The sequence below is a fragment of the Dactylosporangium fulvum genome (assembly GCF_025137375.1).
Taxonomy (GTDB): Bacteria; Actinomycetota; Actinomycetes; order Mycobacteriales; family Micromonosporaceae; genus Dactylosporangium; species Dactylosporangium fulvum.
In genome coordinates this window covers 1,036,289-1,061,237 of record NZ_CP073720.1, presented here as the reverse complement: position 1 = coordinate 1,061,237, position 24,949 = coordinate 1,036,289, and the positions used below count along the sequence as shown (strand labels likewise).

The following is a 24,949-nucleotide window of genomic DNA, read 5'->3' as shown; positions in this document are numbered from 1 at the left end:
CACGGCGCCGCACGGGACGACAGGAGCAGATCAGGACAAACGGACCATGGACAACCGGGACGTTATGTCCCGTGATACTGGTTCTGGGTCGGTTCGAGACCGCGGTCGATTACCATCTCGACCGCATCCGCGGCACGGTCGACGAAGAAGTCCAGCTCCTTGCGCTCCACGCTGGAGAAGTCCGAGAGCACGAAGTCGGCGGGGTTCTGCCGGCCGGGCGGCCGGCCGATCCCGAACCGGACCCGGACGTAGTCCTTGTTCCCCAGTGAGCTCGACATCGAGCGCAGCCCGTTGTGGCCGCCCTCGCCGCCGCCCTGCTTGAGGCGCAACTGCGTCCACGGCACGTCGAGCTCGTCGTGCACGGCGATGATCTGGTCGACCGGCACCTTGTAGAACTGTGCCAGGCCGGCGACCGGCCCGCCGGACAGGTTCATGTAGGTGAGCGGCTTGACCAGGACGAGCCGCGGCCCGCCGACACGCAGCCGGCCCTCAGCCACCTCGGCCATGACCCGCCGATGCCGGCTGAAGCGCAGCCCGGCCCGATCGGCGAGCAGGTCGGCCACCATGAAGCCGACGTTGTGGCGGTGGCGCGCATACTCGGGTCCGGGGTTTCCCAGCCCGACGACCAACCACGGCGCGGTGTCCGGCACGGTGTCTCCTCATGCAGGAAGGCCGCGGGCACCATCCCGGCGGCCCGCGACCTTCTGTCGAACCTGTCCGCCGATCCGCGATCGGCAGGGCGGCGCGGCTCCGGCCCGCCTCCCGGCTGGACCACCGCCGACCCGGCGCCGGCCACGAGTTGATCCGGGGCCGGTCGCAACACAGGCCCCGGACCGAGCCGGCCCGACACAGCCCTGCGGGCCGGGTCGAACCGGTCCTGACCAGGGCGGCACGCCACCGGCAGGCCGATCCGAGCCGATCCCGGATCGGGCCGGTCCGCGCTGACCCGGTGCCGGGTCGGGCGCGGAGACCGGCCCGCGGGTCGGATCAGGCCTCGGCCGGCTCGGGGGTCGCGGCCTCGGCAGCCTCGGCGGTCTCGGCCCCCAGGGCCTCGGCGGTCGGCGCGGCGGCGACCACGGCGATGACCAGCTCGGCGTCGGCGGCGAGCTCGACGCCGGACGGGAGCCTCACGTCGGCCGCGGTGACATGGCCGCCGGGCTCCAGGCCCTCGATGGACGCCTCCAGGTGGTCGGGAAGCCGGGTCGCGTCGGCCAGGACCGAGAGCGTGTTGCTCTCCGTCATGACGAGCGTGTTGCGGGCCGCCTCGCCGACGAGCTGGACCGGGATGTCCACGGTGACCCGCTCGCCGCGCCGGACCACGAGGAGGTCGACGTGGTCGAAGGTGTCCTTGATCGGGTCACGCTGGATGGCCTTCGGCAGGGCCAGGGCGGCGCTGCCGTCGGTGATCTCGATGTTGAAGACCTGGGTCATGCCGCCGTGGCGGATCGCCGCGGCGAACTCACGGGCGGGCAGTGCGATGTGGCGGGGCTTCTCGCCGTGACCGTACAGCACGGCGGGCACCTTGCCGGCCCGGCGCGTGCGGCGGGCACCACCCTTGCCGAACTCGGTGCGGGGCTCGGCGCTGATCTTTACCTCGGACACGACAAAAACTCCTGATGCGGTTGTGCGGCGGGCACCGGCCGGCGCGACCGGTAACAGTTGTCTAGGTGCGGTGCTCGGGCGAGGGGGCGCACGGGGCATAGGCCCGGAGCACCGCGTCGATCACGGAGCTCGCTCAGCCGTCATGCTGTCTTGCGCGATGCGCATGAACCGCACGCCCGGCCCGTTGGAGCACCCTCGCCGTGGCAACCGCACTAGCTTACCCGAGCCATCGGGGGCCCTTCACACCCTCCCCGCCCGGTTGTGCAGATCACGCGGGTGCGCCGCACGACCGGTGCGGAAAGCCGCCAAACCACCCAGCCGGGCACCGAACCGAGCGACGGGCACCGATCCGGCCCGGTGACCGGACCGCTCCAGGATCAGAAGCCCGGGGAGGAGATCACTGACCCGGCAAGACGAGGTGCGTGTGGGCCGAAACGGGGCGAGGAGGGTGATGACCTGGGGTGGAGCCGAGGAGGAGAAGCGGGCGGCCCGGCAAGTGGTGTGGCCGGGCCGCGAAGCAACCCGGCGCGCGACGCGGGGAGGAGGCTCAGGAACTGACGGACGGGCTTGGACGGGACGGCCACCCCGGCGCACGTCCCGCCACCACACTCCCGAACGCCCCAGCTGGGGCGGCCACCGCCGCGAACGTCAGGAGAGGCCGCCGAACAACGTCGTCACCGAGCCGTCGTCGAAGACCTCGCGGATCGCGCGGGCCAAAAGCGGCGCGATCGAGAGCTGGGTGATCTTGTCGACCTTCTTGTCAGCCGGGAGCGGCAGCGTGTTGGTCACCACCACCTCGCTGATCCGGCTCGCCGCCAGGCGGTCGCACGCCGGGTCGGACAGCACCGGGTGGGTGGCCGCGACCACGACCTCCGCCGCGCCCTCGTTGAAGAGGATGTCCGCGGCCGAGACGATCGTGCCACCGGTGTCGATCATGTCGTCGACGATCAGGCAGACCCGGCCCTCGACCTCGCCGACCACACGGTTGGCGACCACCTGGTTGGGCTTCAGCGGGTCACGGGTCTTGTGGATGAACGCCAGCGGGCAGCCGCCCAGCCGGTCCGTCCAGCGCTCCGCCACCCGGACCCGGCCCGAGTCGGGGGCGACGACCGTGATCGGCCGGCCCGCGTACTTGGCTTCGATGTGGTCGGCCAGCGTGTTCATCGCGAACAGGTGGTCGACGGGACCGTTGAAGAAGCCCTGGATCTGCGCCGTGTGGAGGTCGACCGTGAGAATGCGGTTGGCACCGGCGGTCTTGAACAGGTCGGCCACCAGACGGGCCGAGATCGGTTCGCGCCCGCGGTGCTTCTTGTCCTGCCGCGCATACGGGTAGAAGGGCAGGACGACGGTGATGCGCTTGGCCGAACCGCGCTTCAGCGCGTCGACCATGATCAGGGACTCCATCAGCCAGTCGTTGATCGGCGCGACCATCGACTGGACGACGAAGGCGTCCGAGCCACGGACCGACTCGCGGTACCGGACGAAGATCTCGCCGCTCGCGAAGTCGTACGCGTCCATGGGGGTCGGGTCGACCCCGAGCACCGCACCGATCTCCTCGGCGAGCGCGGGGAATCCGCGGCCGGAGAAGAGCATGAGGTTCTTGCGGTTCTCCGAACTGATGCTGGCCATTGGGTCGCCCGCTCCCGATCTCGTGGTTGCGCTCATTGTTGGTCGGGCGGACCGGACTCGGCCACCTGACCGGGGCCGACGTGGTCTTCTTCACGTTCCCGAAACACAATGACCGAATCAGCATCGGCTGCATCAACCGTGGCCGCGGCCGCGGCAGCGGCTGCCGAGGCGGTGCCGGGGCGCTTGCGCTCCACCCAGCCCTCGATGTTGCGCTGGTTGGCGCGGGACACGCCGAGCGCGCCGGGTGGGACGTCCTTGACGATCACGCTGCCCGCGGCGGTGTAGGCGCCGTCGCCGACGTGCACGGGCGCGACGAACATGTTGTCGGCGCCGGTCCGGGCGTGTGCCCCGATCACCGAGCGCTGCTTCTTGATCCCGTCGTAGTTGACGAAGACGGTGGCGGCGCCGATGTTGGTGCCCTCCCCGATCTCGGCGTCGCCGACATACGACAGGTGGGGCACCTTCGCCCCCTCACCGAGCGAGGCGGCCTTCGTCTCGACGAACGTGCCGATCTTCGACTTGCGCCCCAGCCGTGTGCCCGGGCGCAGATAGGCGAACGGCCCGACCGACGCGTCCGGCCCGATCTCGGAGGAGACGGCGTGGGTCCGGACGACCGAGGCACCCTCCCCCACGACCACGTCGATGAGCGAGGTGTCGGGGCCGACCACGGCACCCTCGCCGATGCTCGTCGCGCCGCGCAGATGGGTGTTCGGCTCGACGACCGCGTCACGCGACAGGGAGACCGTCACGTCGATCCAGGTGGTGGCCGGGTCGATGATCGCAACCCCGGCACGCATCCACCCGTCGTTGATCCGGTCGCGCATGATCGCCCGCAGGCCGGCCAGCTCGGCACGGTCGTTGGCGCCCAGCGTCTCGGTGGCGTCGGGGGCTCGGTGGGCCACGATCGGCGCGCCGGCCGCGGCGAGCATGCCGATGACGTCGGTGAGGTATTCCTCACCCTGGTCGTTGTCGGTGGAGAGCTTCCCGAGCATCTCGCGCAGCGCGGCCGCCTCGAAGACGTACGCCCCGGAGTTGATCTCACGGATGGCCCGCTGCTCCGGTGTCGCGTCGCGCTCCTCGACGATCGCGGCGAACTCGCCGCCCCGGTTGCGCACGATGCGCCCGAGACCGGTCGGGTCCGGGACCTCGGCGGTCAGGACCGTGGCCGACGCCTTGGTGGACTCATGGGTGTGTACGAGCGCGGCGAGCGTCTCGGCCCGCAACAGCGGGATGTCACCGTTGAGGACGACCACCGTCCCGATGAGGTCCGGGGTGGCTTCCAGAGCGATCCGGACCGCGTGACCGGTGCCACGCTGCTCGGCCTGGGTAACAGGAACCGCGTCGGGAGCGACCCGGGCGAGATGGTCGCGCACCTGGTCACCACCGTGGCCGACAACCACGGTCACGGCACCGCCACCGAGGGACTCCTGCGTGGCGGCCAGCACGTGGCCGACCAGGGTGCGGCCGAGCAGTGGGTGCAGGACCTTGGGCACCGCGGATTTCATCCGCTTGCCTTCGCCGGCGGCCAGGATGATCACATTTCGCACGGGCGCGCTCCTCGACGGTGTCGGTGCGCCTCATCGTAGTCAGGCCACCGACCGCCCCGGATCCGAACCGGGTGGCGGTGGCAGCGCTGGGGTGCCTGGATTCGAACCAGGACTGCGAGGCTCCAAAGGCCTGCGGGCTGCCGTTACCCCACACCCCAAATACCGCATTCAGAGCCTAGCTTGCGCATCAATCCGTTTCCTCGCCGGGCCACCGCGACAGGACCTTCCCCTAACGGTGCCGCCGAGACAGCCGATCGTGCCGTGGAAGGTGGCGGGAAGATCACACAAGACATGGGGTAACTGACTTGACACGAGCTCCGCATGGCGAACCTACGGCCCCGTAAGTTACGGTGACGTAGGCGTAGCCCCCGCCCGGCGACGAAAAAATCTTGAGAGGTGCCATGTCCCTGTCGGTCCTTGATCCAGCGCCTAATGAGGCCACCGCACGCTCGCCCAAGCCACTCACGGAGGGCCGTCAGAGCGTCGGCATCCTCATCGCACTGTGGGGCTTCGTGGCGCTGCCCTTCGTCGCCCTGCTCGTCGCCGTCCCGGTGGCCTGGGGCTGGGGGCTGACCTGGCTGGACGTGGTCCTCGGCCTGGCCTTCTACGTCATCGGAGGGCTCGGCATCGGGACCGGTTTCCACCGCTACCTGACACACGGCTCGTTCAAGGCCAACCGCGGGCTGCGGATCGCGCTGACCATCGCCGGCAGCACCGCCATCGAGGGCAACCCCACGCAGTGGGTCGCCGACCACCGCCGCCACCACGCGTTCTCCGACCGCGAGGGTGACCCGCACTCGCCGTGGCGCTTCGGGGAGTCGTTCGGCGGACTGGTCAAGGGCCTGTTCTACGCCCACGTCGGCTGGCTGTTCTTCCGCGAACTGTCCAACCGTGAGCGCTTCGCCCCCGACCTGATGGCCGACAAGGACATCCGGCGCATCGACAAGCTCTTCCCGGTCATCGTCATCCTGTCGGCGACCCTGCCCGCGATCATCGGCGGCCTGGTCACCTGGTCGTGGCAGGGCGCGCTGTCCGCGTTCTTCTGGGCCGGCCTGATCCGCATCGGCCTGCTGCACCACGTCACCTGGTCGATCAACTCGATCTGCCACGTCTACGGCGAGCGCCCGTTCGAGACCCGGGAGGGCGACCGGGCCAGCAACTTCTGGCCGCTGGCGATCCTGTCCTTCGGCGAGAGCTGGCACAACCTGCACCACGCCGACCCGACCTGCGCCCGCCACGGGGTCGACAAGGGACAGATCGACATCAACGCCCGGCTCATCTGGATCTTCGAGAAACTCGGCTGGGCGACCGCCGTCCGCTGGCCCAAGACCGACCGCCTCGACGCCAAGCGCGTTGCGGCTGGCACGATGAACGGGTGACCGACCGCCTGGACGAAGACGACCTGCGACCTCCGGCACCGCCGCCATCGGCCTCGGCGAAGTCGCGTGTACGGATGTCCTCCGCACAGCGACGCGAGCAGCTCATCTCGATCGGCCGGGCACTGTTCGCCGAGCGCGGCTTCGATGCGACCTCCATCGAGGAGGTGGCGTCGCGGGCGAAGGTCTCCAAGCCGGTCGTCTACGAGCACTTCGGCGGCAAGGAGGGGCTCTACGCGGTGGTGGTCGACCGGGAGGTCCGGTCGCTGCTCGACCGGATCACCAACGCGCTCACCGCCGGCCACCCGCACGAGCTGCTTGAGCAGGCCGCCCTGGCGCTGCTGGACTACATCGAGTCGGAGACCGACGGCTTCCGGGTCCTGGTCCGCGAGTCGCCGGTGATGTCCCCGACCGGAAACTTCATGAGCGTGCTCAACGACGTGGCGCACCAGGCCGAGCACATCCTCGGCTCGGAGTTCAAGCGCCGCGGGTTCGACCCGAAGCTCGCGGAGCTCTACTCGCAGGCGCTCGTCGGCATGGTCGCGCTGACCGGCCGCTGGTGGCTGGAGGTACGCAAGCCGAAGAAAGAGGTCGTGGCGGCCCACCTGGTCAACCTGGCCTGGAACGGCCTGTCGAACATGAAGGGCAAGCCGACACTGGTCACCCGGCAGAGCAAATGAAAAAGGCGGCGCGATCGCGCCGCCTTTTCGCGTCCGGAGCTGCAGTCGTCAGGCCGTGCGCGGCCCGTGGCGGAAGTCCTCCTCGGCCGAGGCCTGGGCCGGCGTGCCGACCCGGTCGTAGAGGCTCGCCGTGCCGACGATGCTGGCAAGAATGAAGGTCACGATGACGTTGCTCATCGAGAAGGCGAACACGTTCGCCTCGGTCTGCATCACCGCCAGCGACGCCATCCCGACGATGAGCAGGACGACGCTGGCGAGCTGGTTGATGAAGTGGGCGAGGTTGCGCCCGACGAGGTTGGCACCGAGCACGACCACCCCGGCGACGATCGAGAGCAGCGCGAACGCCGGGTTGGTGCGCAGGCCGAGCACCCATTCGGCCTCGTCGCGCGTGAAGAACTTCGCGCCGGAGGTCTGGATGAACCCGACCACGCCGAAGACCAGCATGTAGAGGCCCGCGATGCCGGCAAGCAGCCGGTAAAGGGGCCGGAGGTGGTGGTTGATCGGGAAATGTGCGGCCATGGTCGAGATTCTAGGACCGAGTCATCCGGCGATCTCTGCCAGGGCGAGCCATTGCTCCTCGATCCGCGTTTTCTCGGCCTGTATCTCACGAAGCTCCGCGTCCAGCGCGGTGATCTTCTCGTAGTCGGTCGCGTGCTCGGCGAGCTGGGCGTGCAGGGCCTCCTCCTTCTGCGTGAGGCGGTCGATGCTGCGCTCCAGCTTGGCCAGCTCCTTCCGGGCGGCCCGCTGGTCCTTCTCGGACGCCCGCAGATCGGTCCCCCGGTCGGCGACCGCCGGCTTCGGGGCAGCCGGCGCGAAGCCACTGTCCGCGACGATCGTGTCGAGGTACTCGTCGACGCCGCCGGGCAGGTGGACGAGCCGCCCGTCCCCGTACATGCCGTAGACCGTGTCGGCGACCCGCTCGACGAGGTACCGGTCGTGGCTGGCCACGATCAGGGTGCCCGGCCAGGTGTCGAGGAGGTCCTCGAGCGCGGCGAGCGTGTCGATGTCGAGGTCGTTGGTCGGCTCGTCGAGCAGCAGGACGTTGGGCTCGGTCGCCAGCAGCCGCAGCAGCTGGAGCCGGCGCCGCTCGCCACCGGACAGGTCGGCGACCGGGGTCCAGACCCGCGCACCGGTGAAGCCGAACACCTCGGCCAGTTGCGCGGCGGACAGCTCACGGTCGCCCAGCTTCACCCGCTTGGCGACCTCCTCGACCGCCTCCAGCAGGCGCAGGTCGCCCGGCAGCTCCCGCAGCTCCTGGGACAGGAACGCGGGCCGGACCGTGCTGCCGCGCACCACCCGGCCGCCGTCCGGCTCACGGACGTCGGCCAGCACCCGCAGCAGCGTGGTCTTGCCGGCGCCGTTGGCGCCCAGGACGGCGACGCGGTCGCCCGGCCCGACGAGCCAGTCGACCCCGGACAGCAGCGTGCGGTCGCCGGCCTTGAGCTCGACGCCGGACAGCTCGTAGACCTGCTTGCCCAGCCGGGTCACGGCGAGGCGCTGCAACGAGACGGTGTCGCGCGCGGGCGGGACGTCGGCGATCAGCGCGTTGGCCGCGTCGATGCGGAACTTCGGCTTGCTGGTCCGCGCGGGCGGGCCGCGGCGCAGCCACGCGATCTCCTTGCGCAGGAGGTTCTGCCGCCGCGCCTCGACCTCGGCGGCCACCCGCGCCCGTTCGACCCGGGCGAGCGTCCAGGCCGCGTAACCGCCCTCGTACGAGCGCACGGTGGCGTCGGCGACCTCCCAGGTCGTAGTGCAGACCGCGTCGAGGAACCAGCGGTCGTGCGTGACGACGATGAGCGCTCCCCGCCGTTGCAGCAGGTGCCGGGCCAGCCAGGCGATGCCGGCCACGTCGAGATGGTTGGTGGGCTCGTCGAGGATCAGCAGGTCGGCCTCGCGCACCAGCAGCGCGGCGAGCGCGACCCGGCGCCGCTCACCACCGGACATCGGCCCCACCGGCGCGTCGAGACCGAGGTGCGGCATGCCGAGCCCGTTGAGCACCGTGCGCACGCCCGCGTCGCCGGCCCACTCGTGCTCGGCCGCGAACCCGGCCGGCAGCCAGGCCGTGCCGACCACAACGTCTCGAACCGACGCCGAAGGCGGCAGGTCGAGCGTCTGCGGCAGGGCGGCGACCCGCAGGTCGCGGCGGTGGGTGACGCGGCCGGCGTCGGGCTCCTCCGCCTTGGTCAGCATGCGCAGCAGCGTGGTCTTGCCGGCGCCGTTGAGCCCGACGATGCCGATCCGGTCGCTGTCGTCGATGCCCAGCGACACCTCGTCGAAGATGCGCCCGGCGGGGTAGGTCTTGGAGACCTTGTCCAGATTGACGATGTTTGCCATGATTCAGAGCACTCTCGCGCCGGGGACGGGGCCGACGGCGGTGCGCACGGCCCGGCAGCAGTCGCGGGCCTCCAGCTCGGCGGCGACGAGGGCGGCGTGGCGCGCGTCCTCGGCAAGGAACACACAGGTCGGGCCGGAGCCGGAGACCAGGCCGGCGAGCGCGCCCGCGTCGAGGCCGGCGTCGAGCACACCCTGCAGCTCGGGCCGCAGGTGCAGGGCCGCGGCCTGCAGGTCGTTGGCGAGCTCCGCGGCGAGCACCTCGGGGTCGCGCTGGCGCAGCGCGGCGAGCAGCCCGTCGGGCGGCCCGGCGTTGGTCTGCGCGCCGATCTCGTCGAACGTCTTGTAGACCGTCGGCGTGGACAGGCCCTCCTCGGCGACCGCGAGCACCCAGTGCCACGCGTGGCCGCCGGTCAGGATCGGGCTGACCAACTCGCCGCGGCCGGTGCCGAGCGCGGTGCCGCCGAGCACCAGGAACGGGATGTCGGAGCCGAGCGTGGCGGCGATGGCGGCCAGGTCGTCACGGGACATGCCGGTGCCCCACAGCTGGTCGCAGGCGACCAGCGCGGCGGCCGCGTCGGCGCTGCCGCCGGCGAGCCCCGCGGCGATCGGGATCTGCTTCTTCAGGTGCAGCCGGGCGTGCGGCTCGTGCCCGGTCTCCGCCGCGAGGACACGCGCCGCCCGGATGACCAGGTTGTCCTCGTCGAGGGACAGCTCGCCGGCCCCCTCGCCCTCCATGGTCAGCGTGAGCGTGTCGCCCCGGCGCGCGGTGATCTCGTCGTAGAGCCCGATCGCGTGATACACCGTCGTCAGCTCGTGAAAGCCGTCCGGACGCGAGGGGCCGACGTGCAGGTGGAGGTTGATCTTCGCGGGCACACGCACCCGGACCGGTCCGTGCGCGGCCAGGCGCGGCCGGTCGAACTCCTCGTCCTCGGAGAAGAGCGGCTCGGTCACTGCTGCACCCTACCCGGGTCCGCTACGCGCGCTCGCTGCTGGCTGGCGATCCGGGTGAAGTCCTCCACCGTGAGCTGCTCACCACGGGCGCCGGGATCAACCCCGGCGGCGCGCAGCACCCGCTCGGCCGCGTCCGGGCCGCCGGCCCAGCCCGCCAGGGCCGCCCGCAGCGTCTTGCGGCGCTGGGCGAACGCGGCGTCGACGACGCCGAAGACCGCCCGCCGGTCCTCGGCCGGCTCCTCCCGCCGGGTGAACGCCACCAGGCCGGAGTCGACGTTGGGCACCGGCCAGAAGACGCTCGGTGGGACCTTCCCCGCCTGCCGCGACTCCGCATACCAGGCGAGCTTCACGCTCGGCACGCCGTAGATCCGGCTGCCCGGCCCGGCGGTCAGCCGGTCGGCGACCTCCTTCTGGACCATCACCAGCCCGTGCCGCAGCGACGGGACGGTGCCGAGCAGGTGCAGGACGACCGGGACGGCGACGTTGTACGGCAGGTTGGCGACCAGCGCGGTCGGCGCGGCCCCTTCGAGGGAGACCCGCAGCGCGTCACCGGCGATCACCGTCAGACGCCCGGTGTGCTCCGGCGCGAACCGCGCGACGGTGTCGCCAAGCGCCCCGGCGAGCACCGGGTCGATCTCGATCGCGTGCACCTGCGAGGCGTGCTCCAGCAGCGCCAGGGTGAGCGAACCCAGCCCGGGGCCGACCTCCAGCACCGACTCGTCGGGTGCGAGCCCCGCCGCGCGGACGATCCGGCGGACGGTGTTGGGGTCGTGGACGAAGTTCTGCCCGAGTTGCTTGGTGGGGCGGATGCCGAGCTTGTGCGCGAGTTCACGGACCTCAGCCGGACCGAGGAGGCTCATTGCCAGGCACCGAAGGCCCGGTCGCCGTTGGCCGAGACGGCGGCGCACAGGGCGTCGAGGTCATGGCCGGTGACGTCGGCGAGCGCGCGGACCGTCACCGGGATCAGATACGAGGCGTTCGGGCGGCCCCGGTACGGCGTGGGCGTGAGGAACGGCGCGTCGGTCTCCACCAGCAGTCCGTCGAGCGGGGTGACCGCCGCCGCACGCCGCAGATGCGCCGCGTTGCCGAACGTCACGGTGCCCGCGAAGCTCAGCAGGTAGCCCCGGTCGAGGCACTCTCTCGCGAACGTCTCGTCACCGGAGAAGCAGTGCATGACCACCTGGTCGGGCGCGCCCTCCTCGTCGAGGACCCGCAGGATGTCGTCGTGGGCGTCGCGGTCGTGGACGACCAGCGTCTTGCCGTATCGCTTGGCGATCGCGATGTGCGCACGGAAGCTCTCGTGCTGAACCTTGCGTGCGTCCCCCTCGCCGGTGCGGAAGTAGTCGAGGCCGGTCTCGCCGATGCCGCGGACCCGCGGGTGGGCGGCCAGCCGCTCGATCTCGCGCAACGCGGCGTCGAGGTCCGGCACGCGCGGCGCGTCGTTGGGGTGCAGCGCGACGGTGGCGACCACGGCCGGGTGCTGCGCGGCGACCTCTACGCCCCACCGCGACGACTCGACGTCGCAGCCGACCTGGACGAGCCGGTCGATGCCGGCGGCGCGGGCCGCCGCGACGGCCTCGGCGACCGTCGCCGGTCCGCCGTCACCGTCCTCCTGCAGCGTGATGTCGATGTGGGTGTGGCTGTCCAGCACCGGGACCGGCAACGGATCCGGTGCGGGTGGGAATGTGCCCTGCCGGTAGGGTTTTCTCGCGCTCATCGGCGTTAAGCATGCCACCCCCGGTCCGGCGTTCACGATTTGTTCACTCTGTGCACACCACCCGGCCTTAGCGTCGCGAAAGTGACAGTTATCGGGCACACCGAAGGGTCCGCGACCCACAGCGTGACGATCGACGGGGTCGCATACCCCGCTGAGGAGATCGCGCAGGGCGCGGCGTTCGAGGTGTACTCGACCCAACCGGCGCCGGGCTTCCTGCCCAATCCCCGTCCGGGGGCGCGGTGGCCGTACCGCCGCTTCGTCCACGCCACCGAGGTCACCTCGGCGCTCGACGGGCTGGAGGACGAGCCGCTGCTCATGCCCGTCACGCGGGCGCTCGACTGGGCCGCGATCCACCGGATGACCCAGACGCCGTCGGCGGCCGCGAATGTGGCCCCGATCCGGCGGACCGCCGTGGTGCGGCGCGGCACCCGCATGATCAAGTTTCTCTCCGGCCGCCAGCTGGCAGGTTATCTGCGCGGCTGGCCGATCAGCGGCTTCTGTTACCGGGCCTTCGACGTCGCGCACCTACGCACCCCGGAGGACCTCGCGATCCTGGTCGGCGAGCAGATCGGTGACGTGGTGTTCGCGATGCGCTGGCGGGCGGTCGATCCGTCCGACTACGACGTGCCGCTGGCGGGCTCCTACGGCGGCCTGGTCTCGATGCCGCCGCACGACCGACTCGGCCCGCCGGTCATCGGCACCGGCTTCGCCGCGAGCGGGCGGCACATCGTCCCCGAGTTCGTGACCGCGGACCTGGCCGAGCTGCCGGTGCCGGCGAACACGTCGCTGGTCGCCTACACCGGCGACGGGACCGAGGTGACGCTCTACACCTACCTGCCGGAGCAGCGCGCCTGGTCGCGGATGCACGGCCCGCAGTGGCGGCACCTGCTGCCCGACGCGTCGGACCAGGAGTATTTCCCGGTGACGCCGCCGTTGTCGCGGTACATCGGGAAGTACCGCGACAACATGTTCGACGCGATCGTCGACCCGCCCGGCGAGTTCCGGGTGGCGGCCAAGACGCGCGCGGCCCGCTATCCGCTGGAGGCCCTGGCCCGCCGGGTGCCCCGCGCCACCTGGCGCGACGCCCGCTGCACGGTCATCCGGCAGGAGGGCGACTGGTTGCGGTTGCGGCTGGCCCGCCCGGACGGCGACCAGGTGGCCCGCCTGGGTGCGCACTGCGTGGAGCGGGGCGTCTACGAGGCGTGGGCGCCGGCCAGCGAGGTGACCGACGGACACGAGAGCGACCACTGGTACCAACTCTGAGCTCGATCGAGGGAAACTTCGTGTCGCCAGGGCGACGTGAAGTTTCCCTCGATCAGGAACCCCACCGAGCCTGCCGTGCGGGTGCTACGACTGCAGGCGGGCCAGCTCCTCCTCGACGATCGACTCGTCGAGCTTGCGGAACACCGGGGTCGGGGCCGCGAGCGGCGTGCCGAGCTCGATCGCCACGTGCTCCCACTTCGCGCCCACCGTGTAGTCGCCCTTGAGCACCGGATAGGTCCGGCCGTTGTCGAGGTCCTCGACCTCCACGATCTCGGGCATCGGGGCGTGGACGCCGGTGCCGCCGAGCAGCTCGTGGATCTTCTGCGCCGAGTGGGGCAGGAACGGGGTGAGCAGCGTGTTGCAGTCCCGCACCGCCTGGAGCGCCACGTAGAGGACCGTGCCCATGCGGGCCTTGTCCTCCTTGAGCTTCCACGGCGCCTGATCCGAGAAGTACTTGTTGACCTCGCCGACGATCCGCATGGCCTCGGTGATCGCCGCCTTCTGGCGGTGCTTGCCGAGCAGCTGACCGACGCTGTCGAAGCCGGCGCGGACGGCCGCCAGCAGGCGCTCGTCCTCGGCGGTCAGCTCACCGACGGCCGGGATCTCGCCGAAGTTCTTGGCGGCCATGGAGATCGAACGGTTGACCAGGTTGCCCCAGCCGGCCACGAGCTCGTCGTTGTTGCGGCGACGGAACTCGGCCCAGGTGAAGTCGGTGTCGTTCGACTCCGGACCGGCGACGGCGATGAAGTAGCGCAGCGCGTCGGCGTCGTAGCGCTCGAGGAAGTCGCGGACGTAGATGACCACCCGGCGCGAGGAGGAGAACTTCCGGCCCTCCATCGTCAGATACTCCGAGGAGACGACCTCGGTGGGCAGGTTGAGGGCGCCCAGCGAACCGGCCTTCGGCGAGGAGTAGCCCAGCAGGATCGACGGCCAGATCACCGAGTGGAAGACGATGTTGTCCTTGCCCATGAAGTAGTAACCCTGGGCCTCGGGATCCTGCCACCACTTGCGCCACGCGTCGGGGTCGCCGGAGCGGCGGGCCCACTCGATCGACGCCGAGAGATAGCCGATCACCGCGTCGAACCAGACGTAGATGCGCTTGTCGTCGCGGTCCCGCCAGCCGTCCAGCGGGATCGGCACGCCCCACTCCAGGTCACGGGTGATCGCCCGCGGCTGGAGGTCGTCGATGAGGTTGCGGGAGAACTTCAGCACGTTGGGCCGCCAGCCGTCGCGGGTGTCGAGCCAGGCGCTGAGCTGGTCGGCGAAGGCCGGCAGGTCGAGGAAGAAGTGCTCGGTCTCGACGAACTCCGGCGTCTCCCCGTTGATCTTCGACCGCGGGTTGATGAGCTGGTCGGGGTCGAGCTGGTTGCCGCAGTTGTCGCACTGGTCGCCGCGCGCGCTGTCGTAGCCGCAGATCGGGCAGGTGCCCTCGATGTACCGGTCGGGCAGCGTGCGGCCGGTCGACGGCGAGATCGCGCCGAGCGTGGTCTTGGCGATGATGTAGCCGTTGTCGTGCAACCCCTGGAACAGCTCCTGCACGACCTGGTAGTGGTTGCCGGTCGTGGTGCGGGTGAAGAGGTCGTAGGACAGGCCGAGGCCGTGCAGGTCCTCGACGATGACACGGTTGTAGCGGTCCACGAGCTCGCGCGGGGTGACCCCCTCGGCGTCGGCCTGGACCTGGATCGGCGTGCCGTGCTCGTCGGTGCCCGACACCATCAGCACGTCGTGGCCGGCCATCCGCATGTAGCGGCTGAAGACGTCGGAGGGCACCCCGAATCCGGACACGTGACCGATGTGGCGCGGTCCGTTGGCATAAGGCCAGGCGACCGCAGCGAGAACACGACTCATGACCTGCAAGCGTAGTGACCCTCCGAGCGCTTCGGCGAATGGCTTCGCTCTTCGGCATTTCTCCCGACACGCGACCCGACATCCGAAGTGTCGGCCATCGTCCGTTGTCCAATACAGAACGTGAGTGACCAGCCAACGCAGCGTCCCTGGCCGGCGCCGAGCCCGGCCGCCGGATGGTGGCGGGGCGAGGCGGCGGGGATCCCGCCCGCACCGTCCACGACCCCCTCACCGGTGCTCGATGACGGCCCCGTCGCGCGGATCGAGGCGCCCGGCCCACGCCCCGACGACTTCCCGCTGCGGCCGACCACCACGACGGTGACGGTCGCCTCACCCGTCCCCGCCGCCGTGGAGAGCGCCGTCGCCGTGGAGGATGCCGGCACCACGCAGGAGCAGAAGGCGGCGCGGCTGGCCGGCGCGACGGCCGTCCAGGACCATCTGGCCGGCCGGACGGAGCAGTGGCCGGCACCGGCGATGCGGGTGATGCGGCAGCCGCGCCCGTCCCCCTGGCCGTCGCCGTCCCGGAAACCGCGGCGTGTCCGCAAGCCCCGCAACCCGGCCGCCGGGCTGGTGTCGATGCTGCTCACCGCACTGCTCGCGGGGTTTTTCGCGTGGACCAGCGCCGAACCGTTCTGGCTGGACATGGGGCACGCCGTCCGCGGCACCGCGACGGTGACGTCGTGCGAGGGTTCGGGCGTCCTGCGCCGATGCGTGGCGGCCTTCACGGCGACCGGGTCGGAAGCCGGCGAACCGGTCGACGGCGTTTCGCTCGTCGGCGCCGACGAGGCCCCCGGCGCCGCGCTGGCGGCGCGCATGGTGCCCGACGGCCGGATCGCCTACGCCGGCAGCCCGTCCGGCCTGCGGGTGCGCTGGGCGGTCGGCCTCGGGCTGGTCGCGCTCTGCGGCCTGGCGCTGTCCTGGCTGACCGGCGCGTGGCGCCTGGGCAGCCTGCGGACCCGGCTGGCGGCGTGGTCCCTGACGACGGCGGCCCCGCTCGTCCTGGCCGCCGGCATCGTCCTGGCCTCCTACTGACCGGCCGGCCACCGACCTACTTGTGGGCCACCACCGCCGCGTAGACATCACGTTTGGGGACACCGTGGCGCAGCGCCACCTCGTGCGTCGCCTGCTTGCGGTCGGTGCCGGCCGCGACCAGGGCGGCCACCTCGGCGGCCAGCACCACGTCCGACGGGCGCTCGGCCGGCACGGCCGGCGCGCCGCCGACCACGAGGGTGATCTCACCGCGGGCCGTGTCGGCGTCCTCCGCCAGGGAGCCGAGCGTGCCGCGGCGGATCTCCTCGTACGTCTTGGTCAGCTCGCGGCACAGCGCCGCCGGACGGTCCTCGCCGAAGGCCAGCGCCATGTCCCGCATCGTGTCGGCCACCCGGTGCGGGGACTCGAAGAACACCATGGTGCGCGGCTCATCCGACAGGGACGAGAAGTACGTTCGACGTTCACCGGGCTTCCGAGGGGGAAAGCCTTCGAAGCAGAACCGGTCGCAGGGCAGACCGGAGACGGCGAGCGCGGTGGTGACGGCGCTCGGCCCGGGGGCGGCGCTCACCGGTACACCCAACGCCACCGCGGCCCGGACGAGCCGGAACCCGGGGTCGGAGACGCTCGGCATGCCGCCGTCGGTCACCACGGCGACCGTCGCGCCGGACTCGAGCAGGTCGGCCAGCTCGGGGGTCCGGCGGTCCTCGTTGCCCTCGAAGTAGCTGACCAGACGGCCGGAGATGGTGACACCGAGATGCTGTGCGAGACGGCCGAGGCGCCGGGTGTCCTCGGCCGCCACCACGTCGGCGGTGGCCAGCACCTCACGGAGCCGGGTCGAGGCGTCGTCCGGGTTGCCCAGCGGCGCCCCAAGGAGAATCAATGGCACATGTGCGATGGTGGCATCCCGCACCCTACGATCGCCCAATGACCTCGGGTGTGCTGACCGAAACGAGCAAGGCGGAGACCGCCGGGACCGATCCGGTGCCCGACATCGTGCGCCGCCGGCTCGCCGGGCCGGGCCGATTCACGCCGAATTTCTGGCTGACCGCGATCCTGGTCACCGGCATCGGGCTCGTGCTGCGGCTGGTGAATCTCTCACACCCGAAAGAAACGATCTTCGACGAGGTCTACTACGCCAACGAGGCATGGGACCTGCTACAACACGGCGTCGAGTGGAACCCCGAGGACAACACCCCCCAATACGTCGTCCACCCGCCACTGGGCAAATGGATGATCGCGCTCGGCGAGCAACTCTTCGGCTACAACTCGTTCGGCTGGCGCATCATGGCCGTGATCGCCGGCATGACCGCGGTCCTGCTCATCACGATGGCCGCCTGGCGACTGTTCCGCTCCACGATCCTGGCCGGCGCCGCCGGCCTGCTCATGTCACTCGACGGCATGCACTTCGTGCTCTCCCGCGCCGCCCTGCTCGACATCTTCCTGATGTTCTGGATCGTCGTGGCGTTCTACTTCCTCGTCCTCGACCGCGAACAGCGCCGCACCCGCTGGCTGCACCTGCTCGAAACCGGCGCCGACCCCAACCGGCGACCGAAACTCGGCGTGCCCTACTACCGCCTCGCCTGCGCCGTCGCACTCGGACTCGCCTGCGGCGTCAAGTGGAGCGGCCTGTGGTACGTCATCCTGTTCGCGATCGCCGCCCTCGTGTTCGACATCAGCACACGACGCAGCGCGGGCGCGCGACACTGGATCACCGACAGCATCCCCCAGGGGATCGGCTGGAGCGCCGCGATCGCCGGCATCGTGCTGGTCACCTACCTGGGCACCTGGTGGGGCTGGTTCGCCTCCGACGACGGCTACTTCCGGCACTGGTACGCCGCAACCAACGGCCTGCCACACGACCGCCTCATCGACCCCCTGGTCAACCTATGGCACTACCACCAGGAGGCGTACAAGTTCCACACCGGCCTGAGCACGAAGCATCAGTACCAGTCGTGGCCCTGGCAGTGGCTGCTGCTCGGCCGACCGGTCGCCTTCCACTGGAACAACGCCGGCCCGTGCGGCGCGAGCAGTTGCGCCTCGGAGATCCTGCTGCTGGGCACCCCGCTGCTGTGGTGGTCGTTCCTGCCCGCACTGATCGCCCTCGGCTGGCTGGCCGTCGCCCGCCGCGACGGCCGCGCCTGGCTGATCATGGCCTGCGCACTGGCCGGCATCCTGCCCTGGTTCCAGAACATGCCGGAACACCGCACCATGTTCTACTTCTACGCCCTGCCCGCCGAACCGTTCCTCGTCCTCGCCGTCGTCTACGTCCTCGGCGCCATCATCGGCCCCGCCCGCCACCTGCGACCCGACAGTGACCAGCGGCTCGTCGGCTCGATCATCGCCGGCGCCTACATCCTGCTCGTCGCCGCCTGTTTCGCGTACTTCTATCCGATCTACAGCGGAATGAACATTACGTACGCAGAGTGGTTCTCCCGGATGTGGCTCGGATCTCGCTGGGTGTAGCAATCACACCGCGACTGGGTATCACCAGAGCCGACGACACTGCCTTGTATTATTTGCCGCACGGCAAGCAAAGGCTGGCGAAAGGCTCGCATGTCCGGCGTTGGCTCCATCGAGAAGGCACTGCGCACGGCTCCGCCGGATCGGCTGGTGGAGACCCTCGACGCGTACCTCAGCGCGAACCACGGCGCGAAAAGCAGCACTTTCTGGCTGGCCGACTACCGCACCACGACGCTGACCCCGTCCAGGATCGAGCAGGACCCGGCACTCGAGGAGCAGTTGGCCCCGGCCACCCGCGCGTTCGCCAGCCAGACCCCGGTGATCGAGTCCCGTGAGGGGCATGCCTTCGCCCGGCTGCACCTGCCGGTGAGCAACTGGGGCGAACGGGTGGGCGTGCTCAGCGTCGGGCTCGACGCCGAGCGGGCGCCGACCGAGCTGCCGCGCCTGCGGGAGCTGGCCGAGACGTTCGCGGTCGCGATCTCCGCCGCCTACCGGCGAACCGACCGCTACCATCTCGACCGGCGGCGTTCGGGCAGGTTGACGATGGCCGCCGAGATGCAGTGGGACCTGCTACCGGCCCGGGGTTTCGAGCAGCCGGGGGTGAAGCTGGCGGGACAGCTGGAGCCGGCGTACGCGGTCGGCGGCGACCACTTCGACTGGGCCGTCAACGGCGACTGGCTCACCGTGACCGCCCTCAACGGCATGGGCACCGGCCTCGACGCGGCACTGCTGACCACCCTGGCGGTCAACGCGATGCGCAACGCCCGCCGGTCCATCCCGGCCGGGCAGAGCAGCCCCGGCGACCTCGCCGACCAGGCGGTGCTCGCCGCTGACGCGATCTACTCGCAGTACGGCGGCACCCGCCACGTGGCGACCCTCCTGCTGTCGCTCAACACGGCCACCGGCGAACTGCGGATGATCGACGCGGGATCGCCGCGCATGCTGCTGGTCCGCGGCGGCCAGGTGCGGGACGTGGCCCTCGATCCGCAGCTGCCGCTCGGCATGTTCGGCGACACCAGGTACGTCGAGGAACGCGAACAGCTCCGCCGAGGCGATCGCCTGTTCATCGTCAGTGACGGCGTGCACGCGGCCGGTCGGCCGAATGAACCGACGTACGGTGAGCGGGACTTGAGTCGTGCCATACGATCGACGCGGTTGCAACCACCGGCCGAGGCGATCAGTAGCGTCATGCGGAGCCTTCGTGAATTCCACGCGGGTGCCGAGCTAGCCGACGACGCGCTGATCATCTGCCTAGACTGGTCGCCCCGAGCCGACCCGTGACCCCCGCGACACCCGGAGGACATCGTGCGGAGCAGACCCTCACCGCACCCGTCTGGTAGTGACGACGCGGCCCTGACCGCTGCGGTCGTGGTCGACGCCGCGGGTCAGGCACTGGTCGTCGCCACGAGCGCCGCCAACGACAACTCCGGGGTCTCGGCGGCACAGCTGCGCGTGCTCGGCGTCGTCGACCAGGCCGGATCGATCAACCTGACCCAGCTGGCGATCGCCCTGCACACCGCGCCGTCCTCGGCGAGCCGGCTGTGTGACCGGTTGGAGGCGGCCGACCTGCTGCGCCGCACGGCCGACGACCGGGACCGCCGCGAGGTGTGGCTCGTGCTCACGCCGACCGCGCGCCGGCTGCTCGACGGCCTGGGCCGGCAGCGGCAGGAGACGATCGCGGCGGTGCTGCGGCGGATGGCACCGGACGACCGGGCCGCGCTGGTACAGGGGCTCTCGGCGTTCGCGCGCGCGTCCGGCATGCCGGTGGCCGAGGACTCCGCGGCCCAGCCAGGCCAGCTGGCCGGCTAGGCCCCGTCCTGGCCGACCGGAATCTCCGCCGACAGCACCCGGTCGCGCAGCGTCCTGCCCGTCAGATCTTGTCGGAATGAATCAACGAAACCAACAACCGGGGCCGGGCGCAACGGTTCCGGTACGGGTACGGCCCTGCCCGGCCGTCCGAGTTGTACTGAATTACGGCATCCTGCGAAGTGCAATTTGCAGATTGGCACGTGATTGAGTAACCAGTCCGCCATCTAGAGAGAGGGTTGCTATTTACACCATTGTAATTACACCCTTGAATCCGGATGAAACGGGCGTCCGATGAGCATCAAGAGCATCTATATTGAGTAGATCGCATGTCGACACGCCGACGACTTGGGTAGATTGCGATCCACACGACGCCGTGATCACCGTGACGGAAGTGCAGTCACCCCACAACCGTCAGTGTTCGACCAATACCCCGCATCGACACTTCGGCCGGGCTCACGCTGCGTGATGAGACTGCGGTCCGGCACAAGTATTACCGATTGTAAAACTGGACAAAAGTCTCCGTTCGCCTGGGTGCCATGCGCACGCGGTGTTCACTGCACGACTGCAACATATTTATATACTTCTATTTGTTGACTGATAAATCGGGGGAAGTGGGGCCGCCTCCACACTCATAAAAATCGAGTGTGGTAAATATTGGACTCCCGCTCGGAGCGGCGTCAGTTCTATGGTGGTCCGCGTTGGAAGGTCGACCATTCACGAACTGGGAAGGTCCGAACGCACGTCGTAAATCCGCGGCTTTCGGGAGTGACGGTGCATACGAGTCACCACAGCGTTCCACGCGAGAGCACTCTTGACCGATTGGCGCACAACGACGCGGCCGAGCGGTTCCTCGGCGGACCGGGTTGGAACCCGTCGATCCGTCCCCTGGAGGGCCGGCCGCAGCCCGCGGAATCGCGGCCCTCGCCATGGCGGCCGGTCAGCGACGCTCCCGACCTGCCGGGGGTCCATCTCGCCCGGGAGCGGCTCCTGGAGCACCTCGACTCGGCGATCGCCCACCCGGTGACCCTGCTCTGCGCGCCCACCGGCTGGGGCAAGACGGTCCTCGCCACGTCGTGGATCCGCGCCGGCCGCGCCCCGGGCCGGACCGCATACGTGCGGTTCGAGCCCAACTGCGGCACCGCGGCCTGGCGGCAGCTCACGATCGCGCTCACCGCGGCCGGCATCTCCGTCGACCCGGCGACCTACGCCTGGCACAACGCCCAGCGGAACGAGCGGGCCGTCGTGGTCCTCGACGACGTGCACCACGTGACCAACCAGACCGTGCTGCGCCGGCTGGAGCGGCTCATCTCCCGGCTCGGCGACCGCATCAGCTTCTTCATCCTGGCGCGCAGCGAGCCGCCGCTGTCGCTCTACCGGTGGCGGGTCCGTGGGCAGCTCACCGAGCTGCGCACCGATCACCTCTCGTTCACGCAGGAGGAAGTGGCGGGCCTTGCCGCCGGCTACGACGTCCGGCTGGCCCAGCAGTTCCGCTACGCGCTGTGGCACGTGACCGAGGGCTGGCCGGCCGCCGTGGCGGTGACACTCGCGGCGATGGTCGGGCGGCACGAGCCCGAGCGCGTCGTCACCGATCTCATCCTCGGCGAGGCCGGGCTGAACGAGGAGGTCGGGCTGACGGAGTACGTCCGCAGCGAGATCCTCCAGCACCTCGACCCCGACGTCCGTGAGGTCATGCTCCGCACGTCGATCCTCGAGACCGTCTGCCCCGGTCTGGTCGAGGCGCTGACCGGCAGCCGCGGCGGCGCCCGGCTGCTGGCCCAGATGAGCCGCGCGAACGCGCTCGCCACGTTCTACGGGGGCTCGCACTCCTGGTACCGCTACCGGCGGTTGTTGCGTGCCGTGCTGCGTGCCGAGATCCGCACCGTGCTGCCGGCCGAGGAGCGCACGCTGCACCGCGCCGCGGCCGGCTGGTACGCCGCGAACGGGCTGCCCAGCGACGCCCTCACCCACGCGGCCGCCGGCGGCGACTGGATCACCGCCGAACGATTATTTTTCCAGTACTGGCCCGAGCTGACCGGTTCCGGCCCGCGCGCCATGCCGCCGCGCGAGGGTCCGCACCCGCCGCAGGACATCGCGGACCGGCCCCTGCTCGCCTTCGCACTCGCCATCTGCTGCCGGGACAGCGGCGACATCGCCGGCATGTCGGGGTTCATCCGGCTGGGTGAGCGCGCCCTCGGCGAGTCGCCGTCGGCGGCCCAGGCCGAGATGCTGGCCGCGGTGCGGCTCGCCGAGGCGGTGGCGATCGAGGACGTGGAGCGCATCGGCGACGCGGCGGTGCGGCTGCTCGCGCGGAGCGAGGAGGCGGCCGACGAGCACATCTACGCCGACTCGACCGACGCCGCCCGCGCCGTCGCGTACCTGGGGCTGGCCGGATCCGCCCTCGCCGTCAACGACCTGGAGGACGCCGACCTGGCGCTGGAGCGCGGGGCGGAGCTCGCCGGCAAGTCGGGCTTCAGCCTGCTCGCGGTGCAGGCCAACTGGCATCAGGCCGCTTTGCACCTGCGCCGGGGGCGGCTGTCCGCGGCGGCGGCGTACGCGCGGCGGGTGCTCGACGGCTGCCGCGACGCCGGCATCACCGAGGCACGCACCATCACCTACGCCCGGCTCGCCCTGGCCGCGGTCGCCCGTGAACGAGGCCAGCTCGACGAGGCGCGGTACCACCTCGAGGAGAGCATCAGCGTGCACGCCGTGCCGGACGCGAACGGCTCGCCGGCCAGCTCGATCGCGCTCGCCCTCCTGCTGTTCGCCCGCGACGACCACACAGGCGCCGCGGAGGCGCTCGAGCCGCTGCTCGGCTGGCGGAGCGGTGGCATGCCCAAGACGGCCGACGTGTCGGTGCGCGTGCTGCACGCCGACCTCTGCCTGCTCGACGGGCGCCTCGACAAGGCCCGCAGCATCCTCGACGACCTGAGCCGGCAGTGGCCCGGCACGCCGGAGGTGGCCCTGGCGAACGCGCGCTGCAACATCGCGGAGGGCCGCTCCACGTCGGCGGTACGGACCCTGGAGGGGGTGCTCGCCGACGAGCCGCTGTCCCTCGTGACGACGGTTTCGGCGACGGTACTGCTGGCTCAGGCACTGCGGCAGCTCGGCGACCTGCCGGGCGCCGCGGAGCAGGTCGAACGGGCGCTCAGGCTGGCCGGGCCGGAAAGCATCAGGCGGCCGTTCCTCGGGCACGGAGCGTGGATCTCGGAGCTGCTGGAGTCACCGGCGGAGCGCTCGCTGCCGCCCGGCACGGAAGTCGTCGCGGCGTCGGCCCGGCCGGTCGCGACCTTGCAGATCGGCGCTGCTCACCCGGCATCGCCGCACCCGACCTCCGCTCCCCCGGTCACCGCGCACCCTGCTTCGGCTCCCCCGGCGCCCGGGCTTCCCGGCCCGGAACTGCCCAGCGCGGCCTTCCCGGTCCCGACGGGCGACGACCGGATCACCGAGCCGCTCACCGAGCGGGAGGCGCTCGTGCTGCAGTACCTGCGCAGCATGCTGTCGGTCGCCGAGATCGCGACCGTGCTCAGCGTCTCGTCGAACACGGTCAAGACCCACGTCCGGCACGTATACCGCAAACTGGGGGTGAGCCGGCGCCGCGACGCCGTCCGCCGGGCGAGGGAGCTCAGCCTCATCTGATTCACCCCGCTCGGGTGGGCGCCGGCCTGCGGTGAACCACCCGGTTCGGGCGAGCCGCCCACCCTGCGCCGAAGGCCACGATATTGCGGTCACCGGTGCTCCGACCGGCGGCGGACCCCGGGCCGAGGATGTGGTGCGTGATGGCTCTGGCTGTGCACGATCTCGCGTTGCAAGGAGACATCAACGGCGTCCGTGTCGCGGTGCGGTGCGAGGTGGCCGATCGCACGGCGAACGTGGGTGGCGACTGGTATCTGAGCATGGCCCTCCCCGACGGCGACGTGCTGCTCGCCGTCGGTGACGTCATGGGCCACGGCCGCACCGCCGCAGCCACCATGGTCCAGCTGCGTGCCGTGATGACCCGGCTGTCGCTGGCCGGCGACGAGCCGGGTGCCGTGCTCGCCGCCCTCAACCGGATGCTGTGCCGCCGGCACACCACCATGCTCGCCACTGCGGTCTGCGGCCGCTTCCGGCCCGCCGACCGCACGCTCACCTGGGCCAGGGCCGGGCACCTGCCGATCCTGCGGGCCACGTCCGAGGGTGTGTCGCCGCTCTTCCAGCCGCCGGGCATGGCGCTCGGCGTCGATCCCGCCGCGCGGTACTCCCAGGCGACAGTGCGTCTCGCCGGCGGCGAGATGCTCTTCATGTACACCGACGGCGTCGTCGAACAGCGGGACCGCGCCATCGACCAAGGTGTGCAGGACCTCGCCGAGGACGTCCGCCTGGCGATGCGCACCGCCGCGCCCGGCGAACGGCTGCGCAACGCCATCGACCAGGCACGCCGCGGCAACCCCGACGACGACGCCTGCCTCCTCGCCGCGGAGCCGGTGTAACGCTATCTGCCGGGTGGCCACCCGCCTGGTCACCCATCGAGGGTGATTACTACTCACCCCTGTCGTTCGAATCATGTCACCAGGCACGACACGTTGCCGAACTTCGGCTGGCGCCGATGTCCGGAAACTGGGGAGGCCGGGGGATCCACCCACGTCCGCGGGATGGGTCAACCGCCTCCCGGTAACCGGCACGGAGGGGTCTGCGCCGGTGGTTCGGTCACGCGGGCGGCGTGATCGGAACACCACTTGTCGCGCCTGTTCCGGGGGGAACAAGTAACGG

Annotated in this window: 20 protein-coding genes and 1 tRNA gene; 9 read left to right on the top strand and 12 right to left on the bottom strand. The window is 70.8% G+C overall.

From position 1 onward, the window contains the following. Positions 1-62: 62 nt before the first annotated feature. From pth to Dfulv_RS04930, 5 genes are all read right to left on the bottom strand, one after another. A complete protein-coding gene (pth, locus tag Dfulv_RS04950; RefSeq protein ID WP_259861422.1) occupies positions 63-650 on the bottom strand; it encodes an aminoacyl-tRNA hydrolase in 588 nt (195 codons plus the stop codon). Positions 651-987: 337 nt separating this feature from the next. Then, a complete protein-coding gene (locus Dfulv_RS04945) occupies positions 988-1,602 on the bottom strand; it encodes a 50S ribosomal protein L25/general stress protein Ctc (protein ID WP_259861421.1) in 615 nt (204 codons plus the stop codon). 648 nt (positions 1,603-2,250) lie between these two features. After that, positions 2,251-3,231 (bottom strand): ribose-phosphate diphosphokinase, encoded by a 981-nt coding sequence (locus Dfulv_RS04940; RefSeq protein WP_259861420.1) that lies wholly within the window; start codon positions 3,229-3,231, stop codon positions 2,251-2,253. A gap of 32 nt (positions 3,232-3,263) precedes the next feature. Beyond that, complete coding sequence (gene glmU, locus Dfulv_RS04935; protein ID WP_259867430.1) at positions 3,264-4,736, bottom strand: bifunctional UDP-N-acetylglucosamine diphosphorylase/glucosamine-1-phosphate N-acetyltransferase GlmU; 1,473 nt, start codon at positions 4,734-4,736, stop codon at positions 3,264-3,266. Between the two features lie 128 nt (positions 4,737-4,864). Next, positions 4,865-4,936, bottom strand: a tRNA-Gln gene (locus tag Dfulv_RS04930). A 243-nt stretch (positions 4,937-5,179) separates the two neighbouring features. Between Dfulv_RS04930 and Dfulv_RS04925 the strand changes: the two genes are divergently transcribed. Next, a complete protein-coding gene (locus Dfulv_RS04925) occupies positions 5,180-6,157 on the top strand; it encodes an acyl-CoA desaturase (RefSeq protein WP_259861419.1) in 978 nt (325 codons plus the stop codon). A 74-nt stretch (positions 6,158-6,231) separates the two neighbouring features. Further along, positions 6,232-6,834, top strand: a complete 603-nt coding sequence (locus Dfulv_RS04920; RefSeq protein WP_259867428.1) for a TetR/AcrR family transcriptional regulator — start codon at positions 6,232-6,234, stop codon at positions 6,832-6,834. A gap of 48 nt (positions 6,835-6,882) precedes the next feature. On the opposite strand, the gene Dfulv_RS04915 is transcribed toward Dfulv_RS04920, so the two are convergent. Genes Dfulv_RS04915 through Dfulv_RS04895 form a run of 5 tightly spaced genes read right to left on the bottom strand, consistent with a single transcriptional unit; the run spans position 6,883 to position 11,836 of the window. Next, positions 6,883-7,353, bottom strand: coding sequence for a DUF4383 domain-containing protein (locus Dfulv_RS04915; RefSeq protein ID WP_259861418.1), 471 nt, complete (start codon positions 7,351-7,353; stop codon positions 6,883-6,885). A 21-nt stretch (positions 7,354-7,374) separates the two neighbouring features. Next, on the bottom strand, positions 7,375-9,168 hold the full coding sequence (locus Dfulv_RS04910; protein WP_259861417.1) for an ABC-F family ATP-binding cassette domain-containing protein: 1,794 nt from the start codon (positions 9,166-9,168) through the stop codon (positions 7,375-7,377). A 3-nt stretch (positions 9,169-9,171) separates the two neighbouring features. Beyond that, positions 9,172-10,119, bottom strand: a complete 948-nt coding sequence (locus tag Dfulv_RS04905; RefSeq protein WP_259861416.1) for a 4-(cytidine 5'-diphospho)-2-C-methyl-D-erythritol kinase — start codon at positions 10,117-10,119, stop codon at positions 9,172-9,174. Next, a complete protein-coding gene (rsmA, locus tag Dfulv_RS04900; protein ID WP_259861415.1) occupies positions 10,116-10,979 on the bottom strand; it encodes a 16S rRNA (adenine(1518)-N(6)/adenine(1519)-N(6))-dimethyltransferase RsmA in 864 nt (287 codons plus the stop codon). The genes Dfulv_RS04905 and rsmA overlap by 4 nt, the downstream gene beginning before the upstream one ends. Then, on the bottom strand, positions 10,976-11,836 hold the full coding sequence (locus Dfulv_RS04895; protein ID WP_259861414.1) for a TatD family hydrolase: 861 nt from the start codon (positions 11,834-11,836) through the stop codon (positions 10,976-10,978). Before Dfulv_RS04895 ends, rsmA begins: the two co-directional genes overlap by 4 nt. An 81-nt stretch (positions 11,837-11,917) precedes the next feature. On the opposite strand from Dfulv_RS04895, the gene Dfulv_RS04890 reads away from it, so the two are divergent. After that, complete coding sequence (locus Dfulv_RS04890; RefSeq protein ID WP_259861413.1) at positions 11,918-13,099, top strand: hypothetical protein; 1,182 nt, start codon at positions 11,918-11,920, stop codon at positions 13,097-13,099. Positions 13,100-13,183: 84 nt separating this feature from the next. Here the strand turns inward: Dfulv_RS04890 and metG are convergent, their stop codons facing one another. Beyond that, positions 13,184-14,947 (bottom strand): methionine--tRNA ligase, encoded by a 1,764-nt coding sequence (gene metG / locus Dfulv_RS04885; RefSeq protein WP_259861412.1) that lies wholly within the window; start codon positions 14,945-14,947, stop codon positions 13,184-13,186. A gap of 120 nt (positions 14,948-15,067) precedes the next feature. On the opposite strand from metG, the gene Dfulv_RS04880 reads away from it, so the two are divergent. Then, positions 15,068-15,976, top strand: coding sequence for a hypothetical protein (locus Dfulv_RS04880; RefSeq protein WP_259861411.1), 909 nt, complete (start codon positions 15,068-15,070; stop codon positions 15,974-15,976). Between the two features lie 16 nt (positions 15,977-15,992). Here the strand turns inward: Dfulv_RS04880 and rsmI are convergent, their stop codons facing one another. Beyond that, positions 15,993-16,820, bottom strand: a complete 828-nt coding sequence (gene rsmI / locus Dfulv_RS04875) for a 16S rRNA (cytidine(1402)-2'-O)-methyltransferase (protein ID WP_406567932.1) — start codon at positions 16,818-16,820, stop codon at positions 15,993-15,995. Between rsmI and Dfulv_RS04870 the strand changes: the two genes are divergently transcribed. The 5 genes from Dfulv_RS04870 (at position 16,814) to Dfulv_RS04850 (ending at position 24,669) form a co-directional block, all read left to right on the top strand. Then, entirely contained in the window at positions 16,814-18,397 is a 1,584-nt protein-coding gene (locus Dfulv_RS04870) for a dolichyl-phosphate-mannose--protein mannosyltransferase (protein ID WP_406567931.1), read from the top strand. The two genes, rsmI and Dfulv_RS04870, sit on opposite strands and share 7 nt — an antisense overlap. Before the next feature lie 90 nt (positions 18,398-18,487). Then, complete coding sequence (locus Dfulv_RS04865; protein WP_259861409.1) at positions 18,488-19,675, top strand: PP2C family protein-serine/threonine phosphatase; 1,188 nt, start codon at positions 18,488-18,490, stop codon at positions 19,673-19,675. Positions 19,676-19,699: 24 nt separating this feature from the next. Beyond that, positions 19,700-20,203, top strand: coding sequence for a MarR family winged helix-turn-helix transcriptional regulator (locus Dfulv_RS04860; RefSeq protein ID WP_259861408.1), 504 nt, complete (start codon positions 19,700-19,702; stop codon positions 20,201-20,203). An 819-nt stretch (positions 20,204-21,022) separates the two neighbouring features. Further along, positions 21,023-23,839: a LuxR C-terminal-related transcriptional regulator gene (locus Dfulv_RS04855; RefSeq protein WP_259861407.1), complete on the top strand. Its 2,817-nt coding sequence runs from the start codon at positions 21,023-21,025 to the stop codon at positions 23,837-23,839. Between the two features lie 140 nt (positions 23,840-23,979). Continuing rightward, positions 23,980-24,669, top strand: coding sequence for a PP2C family protein-serine/threonine phosphatase (locus Dfulv_RS04850; protein ID WP_259867424.1), 690 nt, complete (start codon positions 23,980-23,982; stop codon positions 24,667-24,669). The last annotated feature ends 280 nt before the right edge of the window (positions 24,670-24,949 follow it).

Bases quoted from the DNA above. Each gene is read 5' to 3' on its own strand.
- Dfulv_RS04940 (WP_259861420.1), bottom strand. From the start codon at position 3,231: ATGGCCAGCATCAGTTCGGAGAACCGCAAGAACCTCATGCTCTTCTCC.
- glmU (WP_259867430.1), bottom strand. From the start codon at position 4,736: ATGAAATCCGCGGTGCCCAAGGTCCTGCACCCACTGCTCGGCCGCACC.
- Dfulv_RS04925 (WP_259861419.1), top strand. From the start codon at position 5,180: ATGTCCCTGTCGGTCCTTGATCCAGCGCCTAATGAGGCCACCGCACGC.
- Dfulv_RS04920 (WP_259867428.1), top strand. From the start codon at position 6,232: ATGTCCTCCGCACAGCGACGCGAGCAGCTCATCTCGATCGGCCGGGCA.
- Dfulv_RS04915 (WP_259861418.1), bottom strand. From the start codon at position 7,353: ATGGCCGCACATTTCCCGATCAACCACCACCTCCGGCCCCTTTACCGG.
- Dfulv_RS04910 (WP_259861417.1), bottom strand. From the start codon at position 9,168: ATGGCAAACATCGTCAATCTGGACAAGGTCTCCAAGACCTACCCCGCC.
- rsmA (WP_259861415.1), bottom strand. From the start codon at position 10,979: ATGAGCCTCCTCGGTCCGGCTGAGGTCCGTGAACTCGCGCACAAGCTC.
- Dfulv_RS04895 (WP_259861414.1), bottom strand. From the start codon at position 11,836: ATGAGCGCGAGAAAACCCTACCGGCAGGGCACATTCCCACCCGCACCG.
- metG (WP_259861412.1), bottom strand. From the start codon at position 14,947: ATGAGTCGTGTTCTCGCTGCGGTCGCCTGGCCTTATGCCAACGGACCG.
- Dfulv_RS04870 (WP_406567931.1), top strand. From the start codon at position 16,814: ATGGCACATGTGCGATGGTGGCATCCCGCACCCTACGATCGCCCAATG.
- Dfulv_RS04865 (WP_259861409.1), top strand. From the start codon at position 18,488: ATGTCCGGCGTTGGCTCCATCGAGAAGGCACTGCGCACGGCTCCGCCG.
- Dfulv_RS04850 (WP_259867424.1), top strand. From the start codon at position 23,980: ATGGCTCTGGCTGTGCACGATCTCGCGTTGCAAGGAGACATCAACGGC.